We start from the raw sequence: 22,600 nt of genomic DNA, 5'->3' as shown, positions 1-22,600 counted from the left end.
ATCAGGCCCCCCTTGCTTGCGAGGGCTGAGTCAACTGCTTATTATATACATTCTGCCATCCTAATATCATTCCTTAGCTAGGACAGCCCCAAAAATTAACAACGCTTACCGCGAAGAAGTAAGCGGCCGTCGCGGTCGTCCGCACAAGAGCATCGACCGTACTCTCGACGGTATCTGGTGGGTTCTGTGCACCGGTGCGATGTGGAACCAGCTTCCCGGCAGGTTCGGCAAGCACAACAGCGTCTGGAGAAGTTTCCGACGTTGGAGCGAAAGCGGAATGTGGTCTTGGATCCTCGAACGCATCTCCAACCGGTACCGCGACTTCTCCGTCGCGGTGATGCTCGACGCCTAGCACGTCAAGGCTCACTAGGACGCCTCGAAGCATCCGCTTCCCATTGAGGATCAGAAGCTTGGCAAAACCAGAGGCGGTTGCAACACGAAGATATCCGCTGCCGTGAACGTGGTCGGGCTGCCGTTGAGCATGCGGCTGGTCTGCGGGAACGATCACGACAGTATCAGCGCGGTGGATACCATACGCGGACTCGTAAACGGGAGCTTCCTGCTTGCCGACAAGGCTTACGATAGCGACGCGATCCGCTGCTACGTCGAAGGATGCGGCGGCATCGCGGTCATACCTCCTCGCTCCAACCGCAAGCGGAAAATCGACTACAACCGAGAAGTAGGGAAAACAAGACATCGCGTTGAAAACTTCTTCGCAAAGATAAAGCGTTTCAGGAGAATAGGCACTCGCTACGACAAATTGGAGAAAACCTATATGGGATTCGTAAACATCGCTGCATTAGTGGATTGGATTAAATTCGATTTTGTCCACGCGGCCTAATACAGACTTATTGGACACCCTCTTAGAAACCTCTTTCAATTAATTAAATAGATAAGGAATACGAGAATTGAAATAAGTTGATGTTTATAGGGATATGAAAGAGTTGCGAACTCATTGCTAGTAACATAGAAGTTTTTTTAAGGGAACATCAGGGTTAGGAGCTAGAATTGCAAAATGGTCTTGAGCTTATTCTTTATATTGCATTTGACACTCAACATTTGGAACGACTTTTTGAGAAAAACCCTAGGGCATCTAGTATAAATTAGTGCGATCTTATCGATTTTCTACAGTAAGCGTCAGTCCTAACGCGTTTAGCATTTCGAGCCTAATCTTGTTATGATGAGCGTTCGGCTAGATTTGAAGCTGTGAGTTGCTAAGTCTACGGCGGGGAGGTCGATCTGTGCAAGGGAGCGAACACGCTTAGCTTGTAGGTCGGCAGAGGAGAGCCCGGATTCCTCTATCTTTTCTCCAATCGCACGAGGGCCTTGCGAGAGTTCCTCTCGGTGGACGAGTCGGGAGTGTAGTGCGGCACGCTTCGACTGGCCATTGAGCCGGGATCGCATAGCGTATCCAACCGAAAGGTACGAGAGGCGATAAGGCGAGCGAACTCGAGCGGGAGAACGAGGATCTGCGTTCCCAGCTTCACCGTCTGGAGCTCGAGAAGATCGGGTTCGAGGTCGAACTCGCCTTGACCAGAAGCCAGAAGGAGGCGCTCAAGCACAGTAAGCGGTACGAAATTGACCCGCTAGGCTTGCCTTGACTTCTTCCAGTTGGCTGGGTCAGAGCTCTGAGCTATTGCTCCGACATGATGCCAGTGTTCTGGCTCAGGACGTCTCGAAGGTATTCCAGCGGCTGGATGTCCAGACGTTGGCAGGAGATCAGGATCGCCGCGCGCTCACCGGCTTGGGATGCCCTACGAAAGAGGCAGTTCTTTTTGCCCAGCGCCGTCGGACGGATGGCGTTCTCCATCCAGTTGTTGTCTATCTGGACATGGTCGTGTTGAAGATAGGTCGAGAGGTAGTTCCAGTGCGAGAGCGAGTAGTCGCTGGCTGGGAGCTTTCCGTGTCTCAGGATTTCCAATACCCGGCGAATGCGGGCGTGGGTGTTGAGCGACTTCGCCTAGCGAAGCCTGAAGGAGGCATCGGCGTCGAGTCCGCCTTCGCGGATCTCCTTTTCAACCTCGTAGTGTTTTGCGACAAGCTTTAGGTAGGCGGCGCATTCGTGCTGGAAACGTTCCTTTATCTCGAAGAGCCTGCGGCGTGCGTGTGCCCAGCACCCAGTAAGCTCAATCCTCTTGCTGGTCTTGGCGAGCTTGGGGTAGGCCTCGTACATGCCGGCCTGAGCCACGCCTGCGAAGCCTTCGAGATGGGATGTCACCGAGGCATGGCAACGCCAGCCGCTCCGTATGTACCAGATGTCGCCCAGCGGCCGGGTCACTCCGCAAAGGTAGCCGGTTCTCGTCTTCCTCTCCCCGTAGTCGGGATCGCAATACCTTATCGGCGTCTCGTCGACCTGGACGTATCCGCCAGCCAGAAGCTCGAGAAGCATGTGGTTGTAGATCGGCTTGAGCCACTCGTCGACCTTCTCGACCTAACGTGTCAGGTTCTGGCGGGTGACCACGAAGCCGTGGCGCTTGTAGATCGAGCATTGGCGGTACAAGGGGAAATGGTCGGTAAATTTGGATACGACGATAAAGGCCAGCAGCTCCGGCGACGCGATGCCTTCGACCACGCGCAGCGGAGCCGGGGCGAGGACGGGAGCCTTGGACTTGTCGCCAACTTTCCGGTACTTCGGTCGGACGGTCCGGCGTCGGAAGAAGCGTGGCGGATCCACCTTCACCTCGAAGGTCTCCTCCTCGCCGATGCGTTCGTAGGCGGAAGGGTTCGTCTTCACCTCCTCGGGCTCGATCACGGTTTCCTCCTCGACGGGAAGGTTGCCGTAGAGCTCGTCGCGAGTCTTTCAGGCAGCCTTGGACCTGCGCTCGTAGGATATCTTCTGCGACTGCGGCTCAGCCGCCTTGGCCTCCTCAAGCTTGCCTAGGAGGAAGTCGAGCTAGTTGGCGTCGGCCTTCTCGGACTTGCCTCCGGCGAAGACCTGTCGGCGGAACCATGCGATCTGCGCCTCCAGTTCGGCGATGCGTTCGTCCTTGCTTGTCAGCTTCGCCTTAAACGTCGCGTTCTCGGCCAGGACTTCATCTATCGAAGACATCGCGTATCTGAATAGAGGATACGCCGTCTGATCGTCCGTCCCAAGTTCAAGAGAGAGGGCGACGTCGACGCCGCCCTTTTCCTCGCACCGCTCCCGGGATGCGTTGTCTCCGGCGGGATCCCTTTGGCCGGTCTGGTCGCCTATCTGATCGTCTCCGAGCGCGTGGACCATCTTCGTAAGCGTCCGTCCTAGTGCGTATTGATTTTGCTCTTCTTCCAGTTCGAAGGCGTGAGTTGTTCCGCTTCGCTGGCCATCATGTCGTGCAGCTTTTCAAGAACATCCTTGAGACAGGCGGTCGGCTCCACTCCGTGGCGGCGGGAGCGCATGCGATCGTCTCCAAGTTCGAAAGGCTTTTGCAAAGCTACGGCTACGCGGTCCACGACTCCGCAGGCTCAGGCAAGGCGATCGCGCAACTGGGATGCTGGGCGCAAACCAGACGATGCTTCTATGAAGTCTATCACGACGGCGAGATGGAGGCTGCGAGATCTCTTCTTCCCATCCCCGCAAGCGCTTCGCCGTGGAGAGCGACGCCCCTTACGATCCGGTCGAACTGCGGCGAAATTGCAGTCTGCCCACCGTCGAGAGGATCGAGTCTATGCTTCATAAATGTGGAGCGTTTGAGGAGGTTGATTCACTGCGGGCGTGATGAGTCGAAAATCAAGAGAAAGGCGATCGCTTCGGTTCGTCAGATGGCGTAAGCCGTTATTGACTTCGTGGAAATGGAGAATAAATTTTTCGGGGTTGTTAGCTAGCGATTTTCGAATTAATCAATAAGCGTTTTAATGTATATACTCGATGGCGAGATTCACGTTTGGAAGGTCCCACTTGACGCTCCTATCGAGGAGTATGAAAGAGTGAGTTGTTTACTTTCGTTCTCCGAGCGTCGACGCTCGGAGAAATTTAGGTTTGAGAAAGATCGTAAGCAGTACGTTTTGTCTCATGGGATTTTGAGAAAATTGCTTGGCGAGTACTTGCATTGTGATCCGAGCCTCATAGCTTTTAGTGTCACTCGATTCGGAAAACCTTATTTGAGCAAATGTGTACTGAAGTTTAATATGTCTCACTCTTCAAATGTGGCGTTGATGGCAATTGCGATGGGGGTAGATGTCGGGATTGACGTTGAAGAAACGCATGCAGATATCGAATACTTGGACTTGGCTGAGCGTTTCTTTTCGCAAAGTGAGTATCGTGCGATCCTTGCGTCCCCGGCCGAAGATAGAATCCTTTCCTTTTACAGATGCTGGACTGGGAAGGAAGCTTTGGTAAAGGCAATAGGAGAAGGGCTTTCGATTCCTTTTGATTCGTTTTCGATATCTGTGGGTCGTGAGGCATCTCAAGTGATAAAGATGAATTCTGAGCAAAAAGCCTCTACGCACTGGACTGTGAGGCAGATTGATGTTGGCAGACGGTACCGGGGCTCGCTCGCGTATGAAGGGGAAGAAAGAAAGGTGACCTGTCTGGATTGGAATTGTTCGAATCTCAAATTGTAAACGTACTACGGATCGGTTCAGCACTGTGGTGTTCGTCTTCGAAAGAGCAATGATTAGTGGGGCGTTTGTTCATGAAACTCGGCTATATCTCAGAAAGTTTCAGGTTTACTGATTGTTCTTGGATCCCGATTAGTGAACCAAAAAGATTAGAGAGTATTCGCAGGCTGTTGATTGCCATAGAAGCGGCTAATAATAAGCGAGTTACTGCAGCATTTTCCTGCGTGCAGAGGCTGGATCTGAACCAAGGACCTTCCGGTTATGAGCCGGCCTAAACTTGTATATTACCAGGTGCTTATGAAGTGAAGTGTCCTGACTTGGGCAGAAGTTAGGGCGAGTTGTAATGGTTGCTGGGGTTTGGTGCCTAATTCGTGGTAGCCGACATTGCTTGTGTTGACCACGAGTGATCGAAGTTATTTTAGGATCTAGGGGAGCTCACAGTTAAATATTTATGTTGCTGAGAATTCAACAAAACCTGCCTCCTAGTTGGAGTCCGAAATCTTTCGCAAAAAGGTAGCTGAGCCTTTAGGCAGTGGAGTATTCGTATCTTGAGATTAAAGGTATCTGAATTTCAACTAGCCCCCCTAGGCGCCGCCGATTCAGGCGATCCTCTCCTCGTAAGCTTCGGCAAGCAACTTCATTTCTAGGAAGGCTCGACTGTCAGACCACGACTTCGAAGCGACGTAACGCAATCGGGCGCAAGCCAGCATCAGAGCGCTCTTGCTGTCGGGGACGCAGCCGACGACCCGGGTTCGCCGCCTTATCTTCATCATTATGCGCTCGAGCTTATTGTTTGTTTGTATGCTGCGATGATGCTTCCTTGGGAAGCGGTAGTAGGTGACGCTCTCCGACTATGCCTTCGCGAAAAACCGTAGCTGCGGCAGCCAGCTTCATCGATTCGAGAGCGTCGGCGACCTCAATCGCCTTGCGGGTAGTCGCCTCGGCGGACTCCTGAGCGTGGACTGCCTTAAGAAGCATCGCGGCGGCAGTAGACTTCCTGCTGTGCGAGACCTTGGCCAGCACGTTGTGATGGAAGTGGAGGAGGCACCTCTGCCCCTTACTTGCCGGATCGATCTCGGGCAAGCCTCAACAACCCTCCTGGACTTGTCGAAGACCGTCAGGTCTATCTTCCCGAGTCCCCGCGAGTAGAGATTTCTGAGCAGATCCAGCCAGCTGTCCTTCGACTCGCTAATCCCCTCGACGCAGCCGAGCACCTCGCGGAAGCTATTCTCGTTGACGCCGATGGCAACAAGCACGCTCACGTTCTCCATCTCGCCTCCCCGCGAGCGTTTCAACCGAAGCCCGTCCATGAAGGCGTAGACGTAACGACTGCGAAGCGGAGGCTGCCGCAACGCCTCTATACACTCGTATCTCTTCTGGTTTGAGGTCGCTGACGGTCGAAGGCTCTCCCTGGCGCCCCCAAGGGCCTCGGTTGTGTCCTCGATCCGTCGAACGGATACGCCCGCTAGGTACACCTCGACAAGCGACTCCTTCACGCTGGACTCTCGCCTGCGACAGCGTTCGATGATCAGGGCCTCGAAGCTCGCTCCGCGAAGCTTGGGGACCTTCAGTTTCACTTCGCCAGCTCCCGTATGCAGCTTGCGCTCGCAATGACTGTTGCGATGAGCCGAACGCTCATTGCTTAGCTCGTAGTGCCTAGCGTCGCAGATCTGCTCTGCCTCAGCGTCGAGAAGTCCGTTTATCGCCTCCTCGACAGTCCCTCGAACGAAGCCTCCGAGATCCTTCTCGAGGTTGCCGAAGTCGATCTTCACGACTTCGCTGCTTGATGTCGATCCCTCGGCTGCTACCTTCTATTCTACTTTCTTTCCGTTGGTGTCTTCCATCTGGGTTATTTGATTGAACACTAACTGCCTCCCGGATCATCGGCGGAAAGGCACCTGATCTATTTTGAGAAACCTTTCGGACGTTATCATTATGGAAGAAAACAAAAACGAAAATCGGATGAGTAAGATCCTGCTTAGCTCACTGTTTGTGACTATCGTCGCAGCTATTACATATTTCTGGGGGATGGTTTACTGGCATAGTTTTGCAGAGACCTTGGGATTGGATATCGGCTTTTATCAATTCACTCCCTACGCAGTGATGTATGCTGCGTGGCAGCAAGTTTTGATCTTTTCTGTTGTGCTCCTAGCATTGGTTGCTGTTTGGGTCATTATGGACGCGTTTGTGCCGATCATCGCTCTTCCTTTTGATTGGGTCTTGTACAGGCTCGGTAGTTGGTTCATAAGTCGGCCGAAGCGGCAACGTGATCCGTATTGGCAGAATAATTTGGAGAAATCTGAAAGACATTTTCAGGACAATGATGGGCATGGGTTATTTGTACTTGGTGTCGCTTCAGTGTGCCTTCTCGCTTTTGTTTCGGTATCGAAACTTGCGGCTGAGGGAGGAAGCAAGGAGGCTCGGAAGATTTTGGAGTCGAACAACGCAACGCAGGTCCGTGTGCATTGGGGGAAGGAAGGTTCGGTCCTTGAAGGCAACCTGGTCAAGGCATTGGGTGATCGGATCGTGGTGAGAACCGATAGGACAAATTCCGGTGGCGACATTAGCCAACAAGAACCAGATTTAGGCCCAAGCTATTTGATGTTGGATCGCAGCGAATGCAAACGGATCGAACTACAGGTCATGAAAAGAGAATCGAGACTTGAGAAGACGGTATGCGATTGTCAGACCCGCGACGAGGCGGTTTCAGCGGAAAAATAGCAGTAGTCTTTCAGATTTGGGACGGACAAAGGGATTGCTCTTAGCCTAGCTGTTTCGTGCTTGTGGCAGTACCGCTGCCAGGAGAGCCACTCGTTGAGTTTCTCGAGGTTGGGATTCTTTTCTCCAGATTCGTAAGCGTCTCCGCGGTGTAAGAGTGTGTCATTTGCTTTCGGAAGGGAGACGTTCTTGCCGGCTGGATTTGGAGACGATTGGGACGAAATCTGTAAGTTTGGGTGTATTCGAAAAATGGAGCTCTAGTCGTTGAAGTCCTGGCTTAGGTGGGATGCGGTTCTAATCGGCAGGTGGTTCTACTTCAAAAAAGTGGGCGAAGTTCGTGTCCTCCTTGAGGCTCGGCATGAGTTATCGCTTTGTTCGACCACAAACTGGACCTAGTCGTCCGAAACGCTTCCCTGGCTCGATTGTTCGCTTCGTCGGCTTCCTCGATTTCTGCCTGCTGTCTTACCGCGTAGTTGAAGTGTAGCTAAGGGCGGATGACTTTTCTGATGAGTTGTTATCTGTGGTCTTCGCTTCAGATTCTCAAGCTGTTGCCCTGATCCGTCCGCTTGGAATTACTTGTTTGGGGCACTGATCCTTCGGTTCCAATTTTTGGATTGAAGCGTTTCGTACCACGCTCAAGGCTCTGCTTGATCATCCCTCAAAATTGCAGTGAAGCTCATTTTGCTCTAGAAATAGCAATTCAAATAGGTATTCTAATCTCACACATTTTCACGCAAATCACTCCTAAGTCGTTGCTAAAAAGATAAAATAAAGGTTTCTGGTTCCTTCAGTCGGGGTTCGAGTCCCTGTGGGGCTGCCACTTTTTGAAAGGTGGAAACTGTCAGCGTTTACTCGAACTTCCAGGCTGCTGCTTTGTCCGGGAACAGGGACTACAAACTAGCCTAGGAAACGGGCGGACCTTAAGGATGCAACCGCTCGAGATGGGCGATAGCCTCGACTGGCTGGGCGGTTGCTCGGAGCGGCGAGGGATGGGCGAATTGAATCACTTGCGCTTTTAAACGGGCACTATGGGAAGTGAAGTGTTCGATGAAGAACATTCATATATTAGTGGAATGGCTTTGGCGCAGAACTCGCTAAATGCTGCTGTGCAAAATAGAAAAACCCTAAGGTTAAGGGCCTTTTCCTGTATCGGTCTGATCACTCTCGCGTGCCTGAACGCTAGGGCGGACACTGGCTTGGAGGAGGCGAGAAGCTCGGTCTCGGAATGGGTTGCAGTCGAGAAGCTCATTTCGGAAGAGCGTAGCGACTGGAACGCGGAGAGCGTTATCATCGCGGACATGCTAGACCTGCTGGAGCAGGAGAAGACCAGCTTGGTGGAGCGCATAGAGCTCGCCAAAAACGCTACTTCAGAGGCGGACGAGAAGCGTTCGTCCTTGGTCGAACAGCGTGAGGAGTTTATCGAAGCCATGGATTTCCTAGGTTCCCAGGTCGGTAAGCTCGAACAGATGATCGTAGCTTTGCACGCCAAGTTTCCTCCTCCGCTCCAAGAGGAGGTTAGCATATCATTTAACAGGATACCGAAAGCGGACGTAGAATCGCGGCTCTCCCTTTCACAGCGACTGCAAACAATTGTGGTAGTGCTGAGCCAAGCGGACAAGTTCAACGGTGGTGTTCAAGTCGTATCCAAAATCCAGGAGCTGGACAGCGGCCCCGCCGAAGTGGACATCCTCTACTTTGGCCTAGGCGGAGCTTTCTTTCAGGATAAGTCAGGTAAGTACGCCGGTGTAGGATATCCGGGGACAGCGGGTTGGGAGTGGAAGGAAACTCCCGAAAGCGCCTCGGCCATTTCAGATTTGTTCGCGGTCTATCAAGGAACCACCGAGGCCGAGTTCGTCCGTTTGCCGGTCAACATCAGATAGGACTGCACCACCATGAAACTCTCACTATTCACAGCCGCAGCGGTTTTCCTCATTCCTGTAGTTGCACTGACCGCACAATCGAAATTGGACACTGCTGTCCGCTCCGTAGAAGCCTCGCTCGAAGAGTCGCTGGGTGAGCTCTCTACGCTCCGACAAGACATCTCCGAAAAAAAGGCCCCACTCGCTAAGGAACTGAATACGCTGAACGCCGAGGTAAGCGAACTGCGTAACGAATTTGAAAAGGTATCACGAGCCAGCGACGCCACCTCGCTCGACCTGTCCTCGCTTGAGTTGAACGTCAAGCAACGCCAGGACGAAGTCGACTATGTTGTGAGCTTGATGACGGAGTACATTTCCAACATCGAGTCTCGGGCTGACGCCAGCGAACTGGAAATGTACCAGCCGAAAATAGACGCGACCTTGCTCGCGGTTGACAACCCAGAACTCGACCGAATCGAGGTCATCACCGCTCAATTGGAAGTGATCGAAATGGGGGTTGACCGCATCGAATCAATCATTGGGGGACAAGTCTTTCCAGGATCTGCCGTAACGGATGAAGGTGAATTAGAGCAGGGCTCATTCGTTCTTTTTGGCCCCTCGGCCTATTTCGCTTCGAATAGCGGCGCGAGCGGCTTGTCGCTCGCAGGCAAGTCGGGTGCCGCTGCGATCATTCCAGTCGGTGGAGCAGGGAGTTCGATCGTAGACATAGCCTCGAGCTCTAGCGGGGAGCTTCCGCTCGATCCGACTCTCGGCAAGGCAATTGCCATCGCTTCAACCGAAGAGAGCGTTGCCGAACACATCCTCAAAGGTGGCGTATGGGTTTTCCCAATACTTGGTTTCGCATTCGTCTCACTTATTATTTCAATCTATAAGCTCTTCGAGCTGACCTCTGTCAAAGGCCTGCCGGGTGGCTCCATGACGTCGGTCATCAAGCTCTACCGCTCTGGCAACAAAGCCAAGGCCCTCCACGAAGCTCGAGCCTTGCCTGGTCCGAGTGGCGAGCTAGTGGCTGTCGGTGTCGAAAACGCAGACGAACCGAAGGAGCTTCTGGAGGAAATTCTCTTGGAGCGAATGATAGCCACGCAGCCGAAGATCGAACGCTTGCTTTCGGTGATCGCGGTTACCGCCGCCACAGCCCCACTTCTCGGACTGCTCGGTACCGTCACGGGTATGATCAACACCTTCAAGCTCATCACCATCTTTGGTACGGGTGACGCGAAGTCCTTGTCGGGGGGGATTTCGGAAGCCTTGATCACGACAGAATTTGGTCTTGTGGTCGCTATCCCGTCCCTGCTTTTCCACGCCTTTCTATCGCGTCGAGCCAAGTCGATCATGGCTTCGATGGAGCGTTCTGCCATGTCCTTCGTAAATGGCGTAAAAGCCACATCCAAATAACAAGGGATCAGCAACGATAAATGCTTCAAGAACTGATAGACGAGGTACTTCGAATTTGGGTCGCGGGCGGCACCTTGATGATCCCCCTGGCGATCCTCGGCATGGTTATCTACTTTGCCCTGTTTGAGATTATCGTGTATTTTGGTTTCAACGACTACTACAACAGCAATCCCGACGAGTGGAAGCACTGGGTGGACGAGCCGGACGACGCCACGGGGCGCTTGGGCGACATCATCCAATACGCCCAACACGAAGTCCATAGTATGGAGGATGTGCGCGACCGTATGGAAGAGATCCGAAGTTCCCATCTGTCGCGCATTAACAGCCGCATCCGTTTCGCCGCCATTTTGGTAGGAACGGCACCGCTAACGGGGCTGCTGGGCACAGTGACCGGTATGTTGAACACCTTTTACGGACTCTCTAATAGTGCTGCGGGCAACACGGTCGACCTCGTGGCAGGAGGCATTTCCGAAGCCTTGATCACCACTCAAACAGGACTCGTGCTAGCGATTCCTGGATACATCATGCTAAATATCGTGAAGCGCCGTCGCGACCAGATGAGCGCCTTTTGCACGCAGGTCGAGATTATGACCCTCAAGCGCTTCGAAAAAGGAAAGATAAAAGCTTAATATCCCATGAGCATAAAACGCAGATTTTCCGACGTACAAGAGGGAGGAGACGAGATCAACATGTCGCCTCTCATCGACATGGTATTCATTTTATTGATATTCTTCATCGTAACGACTGTTTTCGTCGAAGAAACTGGCGTAGAGGTCAACAAGCCACAGGCTTCCTCAGCCCAAGACCTCGAGAAGAATAGCATCCTTATTGCTATCACCGCAAACGGGAAGGTTGTCTACGGCGGTCGTGAGATCGGTCCTACGGGAGTCCGCTCTACCGTGAAGCGTCTTTCTCAGAAAGATAAGATGCCGGTGATCATACAAGCGGACAAAACCGTGACGACGGAGCTGCTGATTCGCGTCATCGACGAGGCGAAGCTAGCTGGAGCCCAGTCTGTGAACGTTTCCACTGATAACTAAGAATGTCAGGTAGCGTAGAAAAGGTTTCGAAGTTTGAAAATGGATACAAGCCGACTCGTTTCCGAGTGGCTATCCTTCGTTCACTTGTCTATGCGGGATGCAGCCTGTTTGCCATTTACACATTGCTTCCTTTGACGCAATTCATCACGGGGCAAAAGAAGGACGTGATCGAATATCGAGAGTTCGACATTGCCCAGCCGCCACCGCCCGCTCCACCTGACCTAGAGGAGCCTCCCGAGCCGGAGCCTGAGGAGAATCCACCGCCCGAACTCAAGGAGCCGCCACCGCCTCTTGACTTGGCCCAACTCGAAATGGCCATGAATCCAGGAATCGGAGACGCCCAAGCTGCCGGACTCGGTTTCGGAGGAATGGATGCGCAGCCCGACGCCTTGGCTGATTTGCAACTTTTCGACGTCAAGGACCTCGACAAAAGGCCGAACCCGCGTCGACAAGTAAAAATGGTGCCGCCTATCGAGTTCAAGAAGGAGCGTCGCTCCGGTTGGGTTCGACTCGAAGTGATGATTGACGAGCAAGGCCGGACAACGGTGCTCAGCGTCGTAGAATCCAGCGCGTCAGCCTTGGAAGCCTCTGCTATCGAGGCTGCTGAGCAATGGACGTGGACTGCCCCCACCAAGAATGGAGAGCCTGTGAGAGCCCGCTACATTTTCCCGATTGGTTTTAAATTTTAAGCCGCGAACCTATGAGAAAAACAAAATTAAGCAACCGAGTCGCCGCTGCAATTGCGCTGGTTTCCTTATCGCACCCTTTCACGCAAGCCGCTTCTGATGGAGTCTATCCGCTCACAGAAAACTCCTGGAGCAACCCTGAGTTCAAGAAACGTTTCCTCGGTTCCTACGGCTTCGATCTAGAGATCAACCCAAAGATTACGTCCGAGGAATCGGAACAGCTACAGCAGGTCGCAGAGTTCATGAACTCCGATCCATCTGAGGCAATTCGTATCCTAGAGGCAGGCCTTACCGCAGATTCTTCAGCCGCGCTCGATTACACCATCGGCAGCCTCTATCTGCAGCAAGGTGAAACGGACAAGGCGATTGAGACCTATCGCGGGGCTATCAAGAAGTTTCCGAATTTTTTCCGAGCGTATCAGAATATTGGATTCGCACTTGTGCAGCAGGCCAAGTACGATGAAGCCAAGCCGATGCTAATCGAAGCGATCGAAATTGGTGGCGGAAACGGGACCCTGTTCGGCCTGTTGGGCTACTGCTTTTTGAATACAGGTGATACATCCCTCAGCCTTGACGCCTACCGGCAAGCACTACTTTTCCAACCCGACAGTTCCGACTGGCTATTGGGCAAGCTGAACTCCTTGCTCGATCTGCAGATGAACGAGGAGGCCATCGGTATGCTTTCGGACTTGATAGCGAAACGCCCCTCCGAAGCTAACTTCTGGATGATGCAAGCCAACGCCTATATGGGGGCTCGCGACTTCGAGAAAGCTCTCGCAAACCTCGAGTTGGTCTCCCGCATGGGCGCGGCTTCACCGGCCAGTCTGGCGCTCTTGGGAGATATCTTCCTTAACGAAGGCCTTGCTGATCTAGCAGTGGAGCGTTACACGGATGCGATCAAGTCGGGTGACTTGCCTGCTCAAAAGCTGCTCACTGCTGCGGAAGGCTTAGCTCAGCGAGGTTCCATCCAGCAGTCCCTCGACCTAGTTTCCAGAATAGAGTCTGGCTACAGCTCCAAGCTTTCGCCCAAAGACGAGCTCGCATTGCTTAATCTGAAAGCGAGCGGAGCGCTCGCCCAAGGGGATAGCGCGGCAGCGTCCAAAATTCTAGAGGAGATCGTTTCGAAGGATCCTTTGAACGGGAAAGCCCTGCTATTGCTGGGCGATCTCTACAAGAGCAAAGACGATACGGAGAACGCTATGATTCAGTACGAGCGGGCTTCCAAGGTGAAGGGCTTCGAGGCGAAAGCGCTGATTTCGCTGGCTCGTCTAGAGGTCGCCCTGAAGGACTATTCGTCCGCCATCACCAATCTCCGTCGCGCGAATGCACTTGAGCCCAAAGCCTATCTGGAGGATTACATCTCTCGACTCGAGGCTGCTAGCAAGCCGCGTTAAGACGTATTTATCTATGGCAAATCACTTCATCGATCGCTCCTTAACTTACAACCGGTGGAGTCGGGACTACCTCGAGCGTCTCCGTATCGAATCTGGGGATACGATAGAGATCGCCATGAACGACGCCAGCGACGCTCAAGTTCATCCGGATATGACAGTGGAGGAGTACAAGGCCATCGATCGCTTAAAGATTCACGCTCTTACCGGTCCCATAGGAATTGAAGGAGCGAAACCGGGAGACCAACTAAAGATCGAGATACTCGAGTACGAGCACGAAGGCTGGGCCTGGACCAGTATCGTGCCAGGGCTTGGCTTACTCGATTACGAATTTGACGAGCCTTACCTGCACATTTGGAAGCTCGAAGGTGATCAGACTCATTCGATGCCTGGGCTAACGCTCGATCTCAATCCGTTTTGCGGGATCATAGGCGTGCAGCGCGAGGAGTCCGGAGAGTTCGCCACGCGTCCTCCCGGTCCATTCGGCGGCAACATGGACGTGAAGCACCTCGTGGCTGGTTCCACGCTCTACTTGCCAGTGTTCGTCGATGGAGCGGGGCTCTGCGCTGGAGATTGTCATGCTGCCCAAGGCGACGGCGAAGTTTGTATCAATGGGATGGAGGCACCCATGACGGCTACCTTCAAAGTAAGTCTGATCAAAGATAAACCGCTCGCTGGACCGTATATAACGACACCTGGTCAACTGGTCTCGCCCCGCTACGCAAAGAAGCCATTCCACGCATTCGTCGAATCAGACGAAAATCCCAGAGAGGCATGTAAGAGAGTGGTTCGCCGAGCAATGGCATACCTGATGGACCGTCTGGGCCTAAGCCGCGAGCAAGCCTACGTGACTTGCTCAGTGGTACTCGATCTGAAAGTCAGTCAGCTAGTGAACGTGCCGACGACCACGATCACTGGTTATCTGCCAGAAGCTATATTCGACTAGTTCGTAGCGCGGAGTTGGGCTAAGACGCGGAGCGGTAGCTCGGATTCGTTTCTCTTGTAGAGAATCTGCAGTCCTTGGCTTAAGCCGCTTTTTAGCTGTATCGGAATTGTGAGTATGGGGCAGCGGGCAAAACTGCCCGGTGCTGTTAGGCTGAGTAGGTCGGTACGGAATCGGTCTGTGTGTTCGGCCGCAGATATCGCTGGCGTTTGAGTCGCCGGAATTGCGACGAAATCGTATTCCTCGAAGCTCGTTTCGAAGAAGCTTTTCACGGCTGATTCGTACTGGTTGGCTTTATCGACCTGCGATGGGCTCCAATGTCGGGCCCGGTCGATGCGTTGCCAGACGACTGGATCGTAGTTCGCCTTTTCGGAGTCGAGCCAGTCTTTGTGGACTTCGTGAGCTTCCAGGCTTTGTAGCACACTGTAGTGCGCGGCTACGGATTTAGTGGCCACCCGATATTCTTCCGTAAGCTGAGCCTCGCACTGAGCGTTCAGACGCTCAAGAGTATCCAAGGATTTGGCACGAAATTCCGGACTGAGGTCCGGAAAGGAATTGAGCAAACTCAAGCCATGAAGGGATCGCTTGTTTGATGGCTGCGTCTCAAGTAAACTAGAAATGGCGGTCGTCATGTCTTCTGCGCTACGGCAAAACCAGCCTGCTGTATCGAAGCTCGGGGCAAGCGGGAAGCAGCCCTCTGTGGACCATTCGTTAGGAGCTAGGCGGAGCCCGAACACTCCGCACCAGGCAGCCGGCACGCGTATTGAGCCGCCCGTATCTGTTCCCGTGGCGATTGGCACCAGACCGGTTCGGACCGACCAGGCGGAGCCGCTGCTGGATCCGCCGCTTAACTTGTCGGAGAATACGGGGTGGGGGCAGTCGCCAAAGTTTCGGTTTTCTCCCGAGAGCCCGTAAGCGAATTCGTTGAGGTGCGTTTTTCCTGCGAACACCGCACCGCGCGCTCGAAGCGCTTGAGAGAAGGCGGACTCCACGGCTGCAGCAGGTCTAAGCTTGTGCAGAAAAGTGGAGGACGCGGTGGTCTGGTAACCGGGAAAGTCAAAAAGATCTTTGAGGAAAAAAGGCACACCCGCGAGTGGACCCGAAGTGTTCCGCGATTGTTCGAAATAGCCAGCGAGTTCCACGCGCGCTGGAAGGGCTGCAAGTACGGATCGACGTGCTTGAGGTTCGATACCCGATATGAGGTCGAGCAGGATTCCTGCAGCGTCCTCCGGGTCGCCGCTGGAGAGTTGGTTCCAATCTGAAATTGAAAGCGTTTTATTGAGCATATCGATACGGTTTTACCGTAGCTTGGGCAGCGCCAAATTTTTTAGCGAGGAGACCGCAACGCCTCTGCCCGAAAAATGGAGGCTTCGGTAATCTCGTCAGGACCGCCACCTTGCTTCCGATTGATCAATTTGCCGTCCGAGTCGAAGTAGCGCACCTCCATGCGGCGGTCTTCTAGAGGGCCTTTGAAGTCCATGACCAAAAAGTTGCGCTGGCCGACACGGTCAACATCCGGCTCGTCGAAGATGTCCAAACGCGCCGGGTTGGTTTCACTGCCAGCCCAAGAGCCGGCGGTAAGTGAGGAACTCGTCAATTCGTGCAGCGTGTAGACTTCACCCTCGATGCCTGCTTTGCCCGGTACGCCCGGTTGTCCTCCGCCTGTATATTTAAGCTGGTTGACCTCGCCGAAATGCACGTCGCCGGAAAGGAAAACAACGCCGTCGATCCCTTCCTCGACGATTCGATCGATGAGGTACTGCCATTCGTCCTTGAAATTCCGATACCCGTGCAGGTTTCCTGACTCGCTGAGAACTTGGTTGCCGACGCATATTAAATTGAAGCGGGCAGGGTAGCTCTTGCTATCGTCGGCCATTTGGCTTTGGGCCCAAACGAGGTGGTCGATCAGCCAATCGACTTGAGCCTCGCCCAGCATCGGCTTGGGCTTGCCGAACTTCTCCGGGCTCGCGGTGGCGGTGGTGAGGTAGCTCCGGTTATCGAGCATGAATACATTTACGTCGCCCCAGCTGAAGAAAGTGAAAATACCCGGCGTCTCTGGCAAGCCGCTGCTGGGGTTTGCCCAAAACAGGTCAAAGGTTTCCTTGGCGATTCCTTTGAGCGGGTAGCTGCGACCGATGTCGTTGGGACCGTAGTCGTGGTCGTCCCAGGTGGCAAAGTGCTGTGCGGTGGCCAGCAAGGGGCGCAGCTCGGGGATCGCGCGATCATGGGTCCAGCGATGCATCATGCCGGATCGACTCTCAAAGTCGTTTTCACGGTAGTAGACGTTGTCGCCTAGCCAAAGCATGAGATCGGGAGACTTTTCGTAGATTGACTCGAAAATTTGGTACTGCCCTCCGTAGGGCGTTTGTCCCTCTCGGTCGTATCCGTCCTCGTTAATATAGTTACAGCTTCCGGCTGCGATCCGAAAATCGAATACAGAATGTCGATCGTCTCCAGAAGGCACGAAACGCCAGCGGGGTTTCACTTGGAACTCCATGGGAATCGGAGTGTTCTCTTTGTATTCGGATCGGAAAGCGGGTTTTTGCTCTCTGCCGTCGACAAAAACTGAATACGAATAGCGCTCTCCCGGAACGAGTCCTTCGGTGATGGCGACTTTCGCAACATGCGCGTTCTCAGATTCCGTTTCGTAACTTTTTGAGCGGATAGCGTCTGCTTGATTGCCGCTCTTGGGCCAGTATTCTATATGAACCGCGGCAGGAGCGTCCGTCTGTGTCCAAATAACGACCGACTCCATCGTGCTGACCCCAGGCATGGGGCCATTGAGCAAAGTGGGCCGCCCTGCTACGGCAGAGATGTAGAACAGGAGGAAGAAGCAGGTGAAAGTACGAGCGAGCATGGTGTGCAGCATGCCAAAGACTAGGGCGATGAGAAGAGGATTCGCCCGATGTCACCAAATCGCTACGGTTTAGGGAGCTCGCTCTGGTATCGGTCCCAATTTCCAACAAGCTCGCGTATCACCGTGCTCCCTACATCGTAGGCAGCGTCGAGTGACGGAACGAATGCGGAATAGCCGCCCTTCTTTTCGCCGCTGAGGTTCTCGGCTGCAGTTACTCCGGGAGGTTGCATCGCGAAGTTGCTGGCGGTGCGTAGCACGAGTACGCGATCGATATTCACCTTTCCGGCGTTAGCGAGAAAGGTGAGAGACTGCATCGTGCCTGTTTCTTCCATGGCAGAGGTCACGAAGTTACCTTGGCCCTCGGTCCAATAGCTAACCCAATCGTTGGCCCAATCGTTCATCATCTTGCCGTGCCAGAATGTCATAGCCGCCAGTTGGTCGCCTTTGATCACGGAAGGGGGCTTCTGGGCTTTTGGATAGCCCGTATATTTTTTGCGCATGGCCTTCATGGCATCGGTATCCTTAATCGGGACATCCTTGGTCAATTGGAACGCCCAGTCCACCAAGCCCGGATTAAGGCGGTAACGCACGCCTTCATCGTTCTCTGGGATGGGGCCCCAGGGGTACTCGGCTGAACGTAGAGGCGTGTATCCAAATTTCCAATCATCCGGAATCTCTCGTGGATCGATCTCATGCGCAAGGTCCCCGTCTACGAGCCATTCTGCCCAGGCCGCGGAGCCGAGGGACATGTCGTTAGGATCCGCACCTGCGATACCTGCGACGAGCCAGTACGCATCAGTGAGGTCGAAGCGATCGTCCATGCCGAGGGCCATAACCGAAGCGGCGGAGCGGAACGTGCCTATACCAGTGACGATTCCTAGAACGCCCGACTCACGATTGAAGCGCAGGTCGCGGTAGCCGTACGGGAAGTCGATTTTCTCATCAAGTGGAAAGCGTTCAACCCAGTTCTGGAATTCAGCCGGACGGTCTCCGGTGTCTTCTCCTATTTCGAACATCGTCACCACTACGGCCTTCACCTTCTCTTTTTGAGCCTGGGCTTTCGGAATACGGTTTTTGTATGCGGACCAGTTGTCGATAAGTTCATGGGCGACCGTGCTGCCGACCTTGTAAGCAGCCTCGAGGGCAGGGACCCCTTGGTCTGGGTAGGGAGCGGTAGCGCTCCACGTCGCTTCCTTGCCCGGCGGTTGCATGGAGAAGTTGCTTGCGGTACGCAGCACCAGAACGCGGTCGAAGTCGACGTAACCGGCATCTGATAGACGACGGAGCGCGGTCAACGTACCGCTGTCTTCCATGTTGGTCATAACGAATTCGGCTTCCTCTCCGGTGTGGAGCTTCATCCAATCGTTTGCCCAAGTGTTGAGGTACCTTCCGTGGATGTAGGTCGAGGAGCTGAGTGAATCGCCCATCATCACCCTTGGCGGATTTTGGGCGTTCGGATAGCCAGTAAATTGCTCTCTGAACTCCTTGAGGGCAGGGGTATCCTCGAGTTCAATGTCCTTGGTCAGTGAATACGCCCAATTGACCAAGCCTTCGTTCAGTTGAAAGGCTATGTTATCCACAGTCCAGCCGGTGTCGAGCTGGTTGGGCTCGTAGCCGCCCAGAGGAATCAGTCCATAGGGCCAGTCTTCGGGAATCTCGCGGGCGTCTATTTCGTAGAGAAGGTCGGCGTCAACTACCCACTTAGCCCAGGCTGCCGAACCCAAAGAAGCGTCGAGGGGGTCGGCACCCGCTATGCCTGCGACGATCCAATAGGTGTCCGAGAAGTCGAATCGAGGATCGAGTCCGAGTGCGGTGAGGGTCGTGGCAGCGTGCGTTACACCTCCTCCGGTGAGAGCTACAAGGAGTCCTTCTTCGCTCATTCGCAGTTCGGTTTGCCCCATGGGGAAGGGCATCACGTTAGACAAATCCTCACGTTCAACCCAGAACTGAAGCTCGCCGGGACGGTCGCCTGTCACTTCTCCCATCTCGTACATGGCGAGCACGCAGACTTTGACCGGTATCGGTTCGTCAGCTTGGAGGGGAGATGCTACTACGGTTAAAGAAGCGATGGCGAGGCTCAGGCCCCGACGTAGACAAGTAGAAATGCGCATGGGAGGGCTCAGGCAGGTTTTGCGCCACAGGTGCTCTTCCATTCTGAAGATCAGAGCGATAGGTATGAGAAATGTTCATGTTCGATTGAAATTTGATCAGAGGTTCCGTCATGTGCACCATATTGAGCAAAGGGCAGTCGATCGGCATTGAAGCTGCTGGAGCGCTCGCATGCTCGACCGTTGGTTCAAACTTAAAGAGGCTGGGGTTACCGTTAAGTCCGAAGTACTTGCCGGACTCACCACCTTTGCTGCGATGGCCTACATACTGGCCGTCAACCCGTCCATACTCAGCACTGCGGGCATGCCTTTTCCGGCGCTCATCACTGTAACTGCTTTGGCGGCGGCATTGGGTTGCTTCCTGATGGCGGGCTTAACCAACTTCCCTATCGCCCAGGCTCCCGGGATGGGCACCAACAGCTATTTCGCATTCGTAATCTGTATCGGCTCGGGACTGACATGGCAGACCGCACTCGCTCTCACTTTTTGGAACGGCGTCATCTTTTTGCTGCTTTCAGTCACGGGTTTGCGAACGCGACTTGCTGAAGCGTTGCCCAACGGAATAAAGGTCGGGATACAGGTCGGCATTGGCTTCTTCATCGCATTCCTGGGGCTGAAGAGCGTCGGAATTGTGGTAGGTAACGACGCGACCCTTGTCACCATCGGCGATATCAAGTCACCTGCTTCGTTGCTGGTCCTGGGGGGCGTTGCCCTGATGACCTTCCTCACCCTGAAGCGCGTTGCAGGAGCATTGCTCATTACCATTCTGGTTGTCACTGTGGTAGGCCTCGTAATACCAGCGGGAGAGGGAACCATCACCGCACCGCCAGACGGATTCTTTTCACTGCCTTCGGGCATCGGCGAAGTCATCTTTGCTTTGGATATCATGTATCCAATAAAGTATTTTCCAGAGATTGCGGACGTCTTGCTCACCCTGCTTATCCTCGATCTGTTCGATAGTATCGGGACGCTAGTCGGCCTGTCCCGCCGGGCTAAGCTTGTGGACGGAAGCGGTCGCATGCCGAAGATGGGAAGGGCACTTACTGCAGATGCGATCGCGACGATTGGAGGTTCTTTGTTAGGGACATCGACAACGACCTCCTACATCGAATCCGCAGCGGGGATCGAAGCGGGCGGACGCACTGGTCTGACTTCCGCGACGACAGGCGTTTGCTTCCTCCTAGCGCTGCTGTTTACGCCGATTATTCTGATCGTCCCCGCAGCAGCGACTGCTCCGGCCCTCGTAATGGTGGGCATTTTCATGGCTCAAGGTCTCAAGGAGTTAAACTTCGACGACCTATCCGAAGTTGCCCCGGCATTCATCACGATGCTGATGATTCCGCTCACTTTCAGTATAACCGAAGGGATTGGGTTGGGTCTCACCCTGTTCACGGTGATCATGCTTCTATCGGGCCGAGCGAAGTCAGTGCCATTGTTGAGCCATATTATCACCCTCGTATTCATCGTTTACTACATCTATAAATGAGTTCCGAAGAAATCGAATCTTCCGTATCCCGCAGAAACTTCTTAACCGCTAGCCTGCTCGCCGGTGGTGTTTTCGGACTCGCAGGTCCCCGCTCCGAGGCAAAGCCAATCACGCCATCCACGCTGATCGAGGACAAACGCATCCACCGTAGCGAGAGCCTTATGCCAAAGCCGAAACGGGCTCCGATTGGCCGTCTCTTCGAAACTGTCAAACGGGAAGCCACCTCGGAGGATCTCTACCGCTTTCTGTACGCGATGCCCAAAGGAGGGGATATTCATCATCACTTTGGTGGGGGGATTCTGCCTGAGATGTGGTGGGATGTGGCTACGGACCAGAGCCGCAACGGAGGCCAAGATTTCTACACGCGGTATAAGGTGAGTGGATATGGTCAGATTTCCGCTAACTATCATCGTGACTCTCGTAATTCGATGTTCTGGACAACGATCTCCGAGCGTACTTACGCAGCTTTGCCCTCCTCTGAGAAAGGGGATTTTAAGAAGCTCGGAGAACTTGACGACGAGCAGAAGGGCGAGTGGCTTTCTTCGGTGGTTCTCGACCGCCAGTTCGAAGGGCGAGAAGAGTTTTTCGAGTACATCTGGCCGCGTTTGAACGACCTGTTGGGCAGCATCGAAATCATGACCGAAGTGATGGTTGAGAACATGATTCGCTTTGCTGCAGAAGGCGTGCGCTACCTGGAAATCCAAACCGGACCTTGGGGCTGGTCCGATGCTACCGGACGGCAATTGACGGCCGACGAAGCGAACCAAGCGATCAAAGATCGCCTCGCCAAACCCGATGCGGTTGCGACCGGGGTTACGCTACGTTTTCAAGGTATAGTCATTCGCTTCCAAGACAATGCCGAGCAACGCGTGGAGGCTTACTACGAATTCATCGACCGCAACCGTGACTTCTGGGTTGGGCTCAACATGGCCGGCAGAGAGGACGATAATCGTGGCTACGCCGCTCGCTTTACCGATGTCTATGACAAGATGCTCCGCAAATATCCCGGCATCGGGATTTCCATTCACGCTGGGGAAGCAGAAAAACGAGATACCCAAATCTTCGATACGTTGCGCCTGGGGGCGACACGTATCGGGCATGGTATCAACCTGTATCAGGATGAAGCGACGATGCAGCTCATGCGTTGCGGCAAATTCCTGGTCGAGATCAATTTGATCAGTAACGAAGTCCTCGGCTATGTACCGGATCTTGATCAGCATCCCTTTCCAATCTACTTGCGCCAAGGGGTTCCCGTCTGCCTCAATACCGACGACCGTGGCATGTGGCACTCCAACATGACAGACGAATATTTTGTGGCGGTCACGCGGTTTAATTTGTCCTGGGGAGAAATGGAGCAACTTGGCCGTAACAGCCTAAGCTATAGTTTCTTGGCAGACGACGAGAAAACTATCTTGCTCGAACAACTCGAAACAGACTTGAATTTATTCGCTGAGGATTGCTTGAAAAGAGGTTGGAAAAGCATTGTTTCAGAGAGCAAGGCAATCACTTACGATTATGGAGAGCAAAAACTCGGCCTTAAACTGTAATTGATTTACTAAT

The 22,600-nt window shown here is 53.7% G+C and carries 22 protein-coding genes and 2 pseudogenes; 14 read left to right on the top strand and 10 right to left on the bottom strand.

Annotated elements, in window-relative coordinates:
* The first annotated feature begins 94 nt into the window (after positions 1 to 94).
* Both QEH53_RS24485 and QEH53_RS24480 read left to right on the top strand, forming a co-directional pair.
* Positions 95 to 352 carry a transposase gene (locus tag QEH53_RS24485; protein WP_369426450.1) on the top strand — a complete coding sequence of 86 codons (258 nt, stop codon included), beginning with the start codon at positions 95 to 97 and terminating at the stop codon, positions 350 to 352.
* Positions 353 to 454: 102 nt separating this feature from the next.
* Complete coding sequence (locus QEH53_RS24480; protein ID WP_369426449.1) at positions 455 to 841, top strand: transposase; 387 nt, start codon at positions 455 to 457, stop codon at positions 839 to 841.
* A 457-nt stretch (positions 842 to 1,298) separates the two neighbouring features.
* Here QEH53_RS24480 and QEH53_RS19665 read toward each other — a convergent pair whose 3' ends face one another.
* From QEH53_RS19665 to QEH53_RS19645, 5 genes and pseudogenes are all read right to left on the bottom strand, one after another.
* Positions 1,299 to 1,562 (bottom strand): hypothetical protein, encoded by a 264-nt coding sequence (locus QEH53_RS19665; RefSeq protein ID WP_309024929.1) that lies wholly within the window; start codon positions 1,560 to 1,562, stop codon positions 1,299 to 1,301.
* Positions 1,563 to 1,633: 71 nt separating this feature from the next.
* Positions 1,634 to 2,572: pseudogene (locus QEH53_RS19660) on the bottom strand (IS66 family transposase).
* A 321-nt stretch (positions 2,573 to 2,893) separates the two neighbouring features.
* Entirely contained in the window at positions 2,894 to 3,220 is a 327-nt protein-coding gene (locus QEH53_RS19655) for a hypothetical protein (protein WP_309024928.1), read from the bottom strand.
* Positions 3,221 to 3,237: 17 nt separating this feature from the next.
* Complete coding sequence (locus tag QEH53_RS19650; RefSeq protein WP_309024927.1) at positions 3,238 to 3,429, bottom strand: hypothetical protein; 192 nt, start codon at positions 3,427 to 3,429, stop codon at positions 3,238 to 3,240.
* A 77-nt stretch (positions 3,430 to 3,506) separates the two neighbouring features.
* Positions 3,507 to 3,653: a hypothetical protein gene (locus QEH53_RS19645; protein WP_309024926.1), complete on the bottom strand. Its 147-nt coding sequence runs from the start codon at positions 3,651 to 3,653 to the stop codon at positions 3,507 to 3,509.
* A 451-nt stretch (positions 3,654 to 4,104) separates the two neighbouring features.
* Between QEH53_RS19645 and QEH53_RS19640 the strand changes: the two genes are divergently transcribed.
* Positions 4,105 to 4,539 (top strand): 4'-phosphopantetheinyl transferase superfamily protein, encoded by a 435-nt coding sequence (locus QEH53_RS19640; protein ID WP_309024925.1) that lies wholly within the window; start codon positions 4,105 to 4,107, stop codon positions 4,537 to 4,539.
* A 596-nt stretch (positions 4,540 to 5,135) separates the two neighbouring features.
* On the opposite strand, the gene QEH53_RS19635 is transcribed toward QEH53_RS19640, so the two are convergent.
* Together QEH53_RS19635 and QEH53_RS19630 are read right to left on the bottom strand one after the other, a co-directional pair.
* On the bottom strand, positions 5,136 to 5,339 hold the full coding sequence (locus QEH53_RS19635; RefSeq protein WP_309024931.1) for a transposase: 204 nt from the start codon (positions 5,337 to 5,339) through the stop codon (positions 5,136 to 5,138).
* A pseudogene (locus QEH53_RS19630) lies at positions 5,323 to 6,239 on the bottom strand (transposase). The gene QEH53_RS19635 and the pseudogene QEH53_RS19630 overlap by 17 nt, the downstream one beginning before the upstream one ends.
* Between QEH53_RS19630 and QEH53_RS19625 the strand changes: the two are divergent.
* The 9 genes from QEH53_RS19625 to QEH53_RS19585 all read left to right on the top strand — a co-directional run bounded on the left by QEH53_RS19625 (position 6,189) and on the right by QEH53_RS19585 (position 14,592).
* Positions 6,189 to 6,323: a hypothetical protein gene (locus QEH53_RS19625; RefSeq protein ID WP_309024932.1), complete on the top strand. Its 135-nt coding sequence runs from the start codon at positions 6,189 to 6,191 to the stop codon at positions 6,321 to 6,323. The pseudogene QEH53_RS19630 and the gene QEH53_RS19625 sit on opposite strands and share 51 nt — an antisense overlap.
* A gap of 148 nt (positions 6,324 to 6,471) precedes the next feature.
* Complete coding sequence (locus tag QEH53_RS19620; RefSeq protein WP_309024924.1) at positions 6,472 to 7,257, top strand: hypothetical protein; 786 nt, start codon at positions 6,472 to 6,474, stop codon at positions 7,255 to 7,257.
* A 1,103-nt stretch (positions 7,258 to 8,360) separates the two neighbouring features.
* Positions 8,361 to 9,134, top strand: coding sequence for a DUF3450 family protein (locus QEH53_RS19615; protein WP_309024923.1), 774 nt, complete (start codon positions 8,361 to 8,363; stop codon positions 9,132 to 9,134).
* Positions 9,135 to 9,146: 12 nt separating this feature from the next.
* Positions 9,147 to 10,529 (top strand): MotA/TolQ/ExbB proton channel family protein, encoded by a 1,383-nt coding sequence (locus QEH53_RS19610; protein WP_309024922.1) that lies wholly within the window; start codon positions 9,147 to 9,149, stop codon positions 10,527 to 10,529.
* Positions 10,530 to 10,549: 20 nt separating this feature from the next.
* Positions 10,550 to 11,158, top strand: coding sequence for a MotA/TolQ/ExbB proton channel family protein (locus tag QEH53_RS19605; protein ID WP_309024921.1), 609 nt, complete (start codon positions 10,550 to 10,552; stop codon positions 11,156 to 11,158).
* Between the two features lie 6 nt (positions 11,159 to 11,164).
* A complete protein-coding gene (locus QEH53_RS19600; RefSeq protein ID WP_309024920.1) occupies positions 11,165 to 11,569 on the top strand; it encodes a biopolymer transporter ExbD in 405 nt (134 codons plus the stop codon).
* Positions 11,570 to 11,571: 2 nt separating this feature from the next.
* Positions 11,572 to 12,258 carry a TonB family protein gene (locus tag QEH53_RS19595; protein ID WP_309024919.1) on the top strand — a complete coding sequence of 229 codons (687 nt, stop codon included), beginning with the start codon at positions 11,572 to 11,574 and terminating at the stop codon, positions 12,256 to 12,258.
* A gap of 11 nt (positions 12,259 to 12,269) precedes the next feature.
* Complete coding sequence (locus QEH53_RS19590) at positions 12,270 to 13,649, top strand: tetratricopeptide repeat protein (protein ID WP_309024918.1); 1,380 nt, start codon at positions 12,270 to 12,272, stop codon at positions 13,647 to 13,649.
* Positions 13,650 to 13,662: 13 nt separating this feature from the next.
* On the top strand, positions 13,663 to 14,592 hold the full coding sequence (locus QEH53_RS19585; RefSeq protein ID WP_309024917.1) for an acetamidase/formamidase family protein: 930 nt from the start codon (positions 13,663 to 13,665) through the stop codon (positions 14,590 to 14,592).
* Here QEH53_RS19585 and QEH53_RS19580 read toward each other — a convergent pair.
* From QEH53_RS19580 to QEH53_RS19570, 3 genes are all read right to left on the bottom strand, one after another.
* On the bottom strand, positions 14,589 to 15,875 hold the full coding sequence (locus QEH53_RS19580) for an amidase (protein ID WP_309024916.1): 1,287 nt from the start codon (positions 15,873 to 15,875) through the stop codon (positions 14,589 to 14,591). The two genes, QEH53_RS19585 and QEH53_RS19580, sit on opposite strands and share 4 nt — an antisense overlap.
* Positions 15,876 to 15,916: 41 nt before the next feature.
* Entirely contained in the window at positions 15,917 to 17,446 is a 1,530-nt protein-coding gene (locus QEH53_RS19575; RefSeq protein ID WP_309024915.1) for an alkaline phosphatase D family protein, read from the bottom strand.
* A gap of 62 nt (positions 17,447 to 17,508) precedes the next feature.
* Positions 17,509 to 19,557: a purine nucleoside permease gene (locus tag QEH53_RS19570; RefSeq protein ID WP_309024914.1), complete on the bottom strand. Its 2,049-nt coding sequence runs from the start codon at positions 19,555 to 19,557 to the stop codon at positions 17,509 to 17,511.
* A gap of 169 nt (positions 19,558 to 19,726) precedes the next feature.
* Here QEH53_RS19570 and QEH53_RS19565 point away from each other — a divergent pair, with 169 nt between their 5' ends.
* On the top strand, positions 19,727 to 21,040 hold the full coding sequence (locus tag QEH53_RS19565; protein ID WP_309024913.1) for an NCS2 family permease: 1,314 nt from the start codon (positions 19,727 to 19,729) through the stop codon (positions 21,038 to 21,040).
* Positions 21,037 to 22,587, top strand: a complete 1,551-nt coding sequence (locus tag QEH53_RS19560; protein WP_309024912.1) for a hypothetical protein — start codon at positions 21,037 to 21,039, stop codon at positions 22,585 to 22,587. The genes QEH53_RS19565 and QEH53_RS19560 overlap by 4 nt, the downstream gene beginning before the upstream one ends.
* Positions 22,588 to 22,600 lie beyond the last annotated feature (13 nt).

The sequence above is a fragment of the Pelagicoccus sp. SDUM812002 genome (assembly GCF_031127835.1).
Classification (GTDB): Bacteria; Verrucomicrobiota; Verrucomicrobiia; order Opitutales; family Opitutaceae; genus Pelagicoccus.
Note: the sequence above shows the minus strand (reverse complement) of the source record. Positions and strands in the feature narration are given on the sequence as shown.